3 protein-coding genes and 2 pseudogenes are annotated in these 3,613 nt (G+C 29.5%); 2 read left to right on the top strand and 3 right to left on the bottom strand.

Annotated elements, in window-relative coordinates:
* Window positions 1–296, bottom strand: a pseudogene (locus AACZ53_RS14200) (bifunctional phosphoribosylaminoimidazolecarboxamide formyltransferase/IMP cyclohydrolase PurH); the annotation flags it as partial.
* Between the two features lie 165 nt (window positions 297–461).
* On the opposite strand from AACZ53_RS14200, the gene AACZ53_RS14205 reads away from it, so the two are divergent.
* Together AACZ53_RS14205 and AACZ53_RS14210 are read left to right on the top strand one after the other, a co-directional pair.
* Window positions 462–1,712, top strand: a complete 1,251-nt coding sequence (locus AACZ53_RS14205) for an ABC transporter permease (protein WP_339839806.1) — start codon at window positions 462–464, stop codon at window positions 1,710–1,712.
* A 50-nt stretch (window positions 1,713–1,762) separates the two neighbouring features.
* Entirely contained in the window at window positions 1,763–2,401 is a 639-nt protein-coding gene (locus AACZ53_RS14210) for a hypothetical protein (RefSeq protein ID WP_339839808.1), read from the top strand.
* A 75-nt stretch (window positions 2,402–2,476) separates the two neighbouring features.
* Here the strand turns inward: AACZ53_RS14210 and accD are convergent, their stop codons facing one another.
* Together accD and AACZ53_RS14220 are read right to left on the bottom strand one after the other, a co-directional pair.
* Window positions 2,477–3,331, bottom strand: coding sequence for an acetyl-CoA carboxylase, carboxyltransferase subunit beta (gene accD, locus AACZ53_RS14215; protein WP_339839810.1), 855 nt, complete (start codon window positions 3,329–3,331; stop codon window positions 2,477–2,479).
* 65 nt (window positions 3,332–3,396) lie between these two features.
* Window positions 3,397–3,613, bottom strand: a pseudogene (locus tag AACZ53_RS14220) (class II fructose-bisphosphate aldolase); the annotation flags it as partial.

Here is a 3,613-nt window from a genome sequence, read left to right on the forward strand (position 1 = left end):
TGAGGGATATCAAAAGCGACCATTTGTTCTACATCACTTGGATTATCTTGACGGTTTAAAATTCCGCCAAAAACTTTTGGATGTAATGTTTTAACTCTTCCTCCAAGAATTGAAGGATATGAAGTTACGTCTTCAACGGCAACAACTGGAATTCCTAATTCTTTGATAAAAGATTCTGTTCCACCAGTTGAATATATAGTAACGTTATTTTTGTGAAGTGCTTTAACGATTGGCTCTAAACCTGTTTTGTCGAAGACAGAAATAAGTGCTGAATTGATTTTTTTTGGAGTTGTCATTGTGTGTTGTTTGTTATATCTGAATAAATTTCAGACTTTGTGATGTTTAGTGTTGCAAAAGTAGGTATTGTTAACAAAAGATTCAAGAATATTTATAAGTGTTTTTTTGTTTTTTTATGTAACAAAATCTAATTTAATTCTACTTATAAGTATTCAAACAAGATTATGATTTTATACTTACGATTACTTGGAGAAAGTTTGCAGTTTGCTTTAAACGCTTTACGAAACAATAAACTTCGTACCCTTTTGTCATTATTAGGTGTTACGATTGGTATTTTTTCTATTATTGCAGTTTTGGCAGCAGTGGATTCTATGGATAAAAAAATTAAGGAAGATTTGAGTGACATGGATATGAATACTATCTATTTAATGAGATTTTCATTTGGTCCATCTGAAGTACCACGTTGGAAAAGAGAGCAGTTTCCAAACGTTACTTATGAAGAATTTGAAACTTTAAAACGTTCTGTAAACGGAGTTGATAAAATGTCTTTTAATATGTTTACTAGAAATGAAAACATAAAATTTGAAGATAAAACAGTAAATTCTATTCGAGTTAAACCCTCAACTAACGAGTTTTTTGATATTGAATCCTTTAAAATTAATAGTGGTAGATTGTTTAATGAATCAGAATCAAATTCAGGTTCAGCAGTAATTGTTATTGGAAGTGAAGTTGCAGAGGGATTGTTTGGAAATAGGAATCCATTAGGAAAGGAAATTAGATTATATGGTCAAAAATTAAATGTAATTGGTGTTTTGAAAAAGCAAGGACAAGGTATTTTTGGTGATAGTAATGATGTAGCTGTATTTTTACCAGTAAACTTTTTAAGGAGAATGTATGGAGATAATAATCAAACGCTAACTCCAGCTATTTTAATTAAACCAGAAAAAGGAATAGATATTGAAGAATTTAAAGCAGATGTTAGTCAGAAATTAAGAACTATGCGCGCCATTAAACCAGGAGAAATTGATAATTTTTTCATGAATGTTTTATCAGGATTTACCGATTTTATTGACAATATAATTGGGCAAATGAATATGATAGGATGGGTTATAAGTTTATTTTCATTGTTAGTTGGAGGTTTTGGAATTGCCAATATTATGTTTGTTTCCGTAAAAGAGAGAACTAATTTAATAGGAATTCAGAAAGCATTAGGAGCAAAAAACAGGTTTATTTTATTTCAATTTTTATTTGAAGCCATTATTTTATCTGTTATTGGTGGATTAATCGGAATGTTTTTGGTTTGGATAATTGCCCTGATTTTATCAAGTGCTTTGGATTTTGAATTTGTCTTGAGTGCCTCAAATATGCTTTTAGGGACAGGTTTGGCGGCTTTTATTGGATTGCTTTCTGGAATTATTCCTGCTATAACTGCTTCAAAATTAGATCCTGTGGAAGCTATTCGAACTGGAATGTAGTTTAAAAGTACTAATTGTGTACTAATAATTTAAAGTTAACACTGTCAGAAATGAAAATAATATCATTGTTAATATTGTCGTTGATTAGTCTTTTAATCGGATGCAATTCAAAGGTGCAGAATGACAAAAAATACATTTATTATTTACATGGAAGGATAATTGAAATTCAAGGTAAAAATGCAGTTAGTGAAGTTTATGGAAATTATGAATTTGATAGTGTTGTTAATGCTTTAAGAGATTCAAATACTGAAGTAATTGCCGAAATTAGAACTGAAAATGTTGACTATTTGCAATATGCCAATAAAATTTCGAAAGAAATAGATAGTTTAATTAAATTAGGAATTAAATCAAAAGATATAACCGTTATTGGTGCTTCTAAAGGAGCTATTATTGCAAGTAATATTTCAAACATCAATACAAATCCAATAAATTATATTTTTTTAGCAGGTAATAATGATTATCAAGAAGAACACAACGATTGGAAATTTCATGGACAAATTTTATGTTTTTATGATGAATCCGATACTATAGCTGGTAAGAATTATGATTTTTGGAAAAACAAATCGAATTTCACCACAAAATTTGAGCAAATAAAAATTGATAAAAAATTGGGTCATGGTTTTTTATACAAACCTTACAAAGAATGGGTTGAACCAACAAAAAAATGGATACATGAACAAGAACTTTAGGTTTTGATATTATTAAGAAAAGGTAGATAGTAAGCATAAAAAAATCCCATTCAGATTAAGAATGGGATTTTTTATTTATCTAATTTCTTGGTTTAATATTAAATCAATATATAAGTTGATTTTGTTCTTTAACTCTTTTCTGTGAACTATAAAATCTAGGAAACCATGTTCTAATAAAAATTCAGAAGTTTGGAAACCATCCGGCAAATCTTTTCCAGTAGTATCTTTTACAATACGAGGACCAGCAAAGCCAATTAATGCTCCAGGTTCACCAATATTAATATCACCTAACATTGCATATGAAGCTGTTGTTCCTCCAGTTGTTGGATCAGTACATAAAGAAATATATGGTATTTTTTTATCGGCTAGTTGTGCTAATTTTACAGAAGTTTTTGCCAATTGCATTAACGAATAAGCAGCTTCCATCATACGCGCACCACCAGATTTTGATATCATTACAAATGGTAGTTTGTGTTTAATTGAATAGTCAATTCCACGAGCAATTTTTTCTCCAACAACTGCACCCATTGAACCTCCAATAAAGGCAAAATCCATACAACAAACTACGACATTATTTCCTTTTGATTTTCCAACAGCTGTTCTAACTGCATCTTTCAATTCAGTTTTTTTCATAGCTTCTTTTAAACGATCACTATATTTCTTAGTGTCTTCAAATTTTAAAGGATCTTTAGAGGTTAGTTTGGCATCTAATTCTTTAAATGTGTTGTCATCAAAAAGGATTTCGAAATATTCTTTACTACCTATTCTTACATGAAAATCATCTTCTGGGCTTACCCATAGATTTTTTGCTAATTCCTCAGTATCAACAACTTTTCCTGTTGGAGATTTGTACCATAAACCTTTTGGGACATCTTTTTTATCTACTGTAGCGGTTGTTATACCTTTTTCTTTTCTTTTAAACCAAGCCATATTTTATAATTATAAATTATAAATTATGAATTATGAATTAATTTGTAATTCGTAATTCGTAATTATTATAATGTGTTAACGTTGTTTAAATCGGTAAAAGCTTGTTCTAATCTTTTGATAAAAGTAAGTTCACTTTCACGAACCCATTTTCTTGGGTCATAATATTTTTTGTTAGGAACATCACTTCCTTCAGGATTTCCAATTTGTGTTTTTAAATATTCGATATTTGAAGTCATGTAATCACGAACACCTTCTGTGTAAGCAAATTGTAAATCAGTATCG

This window comes from uncultured Flavobacterium sp., from assembly GCF_963975005.1.
Classification (GTDB): Bacteria; Bacteroidota; Bacteroidia; order Flavobacteriales; family Flavobacteriaceae; genus Flavobacterium.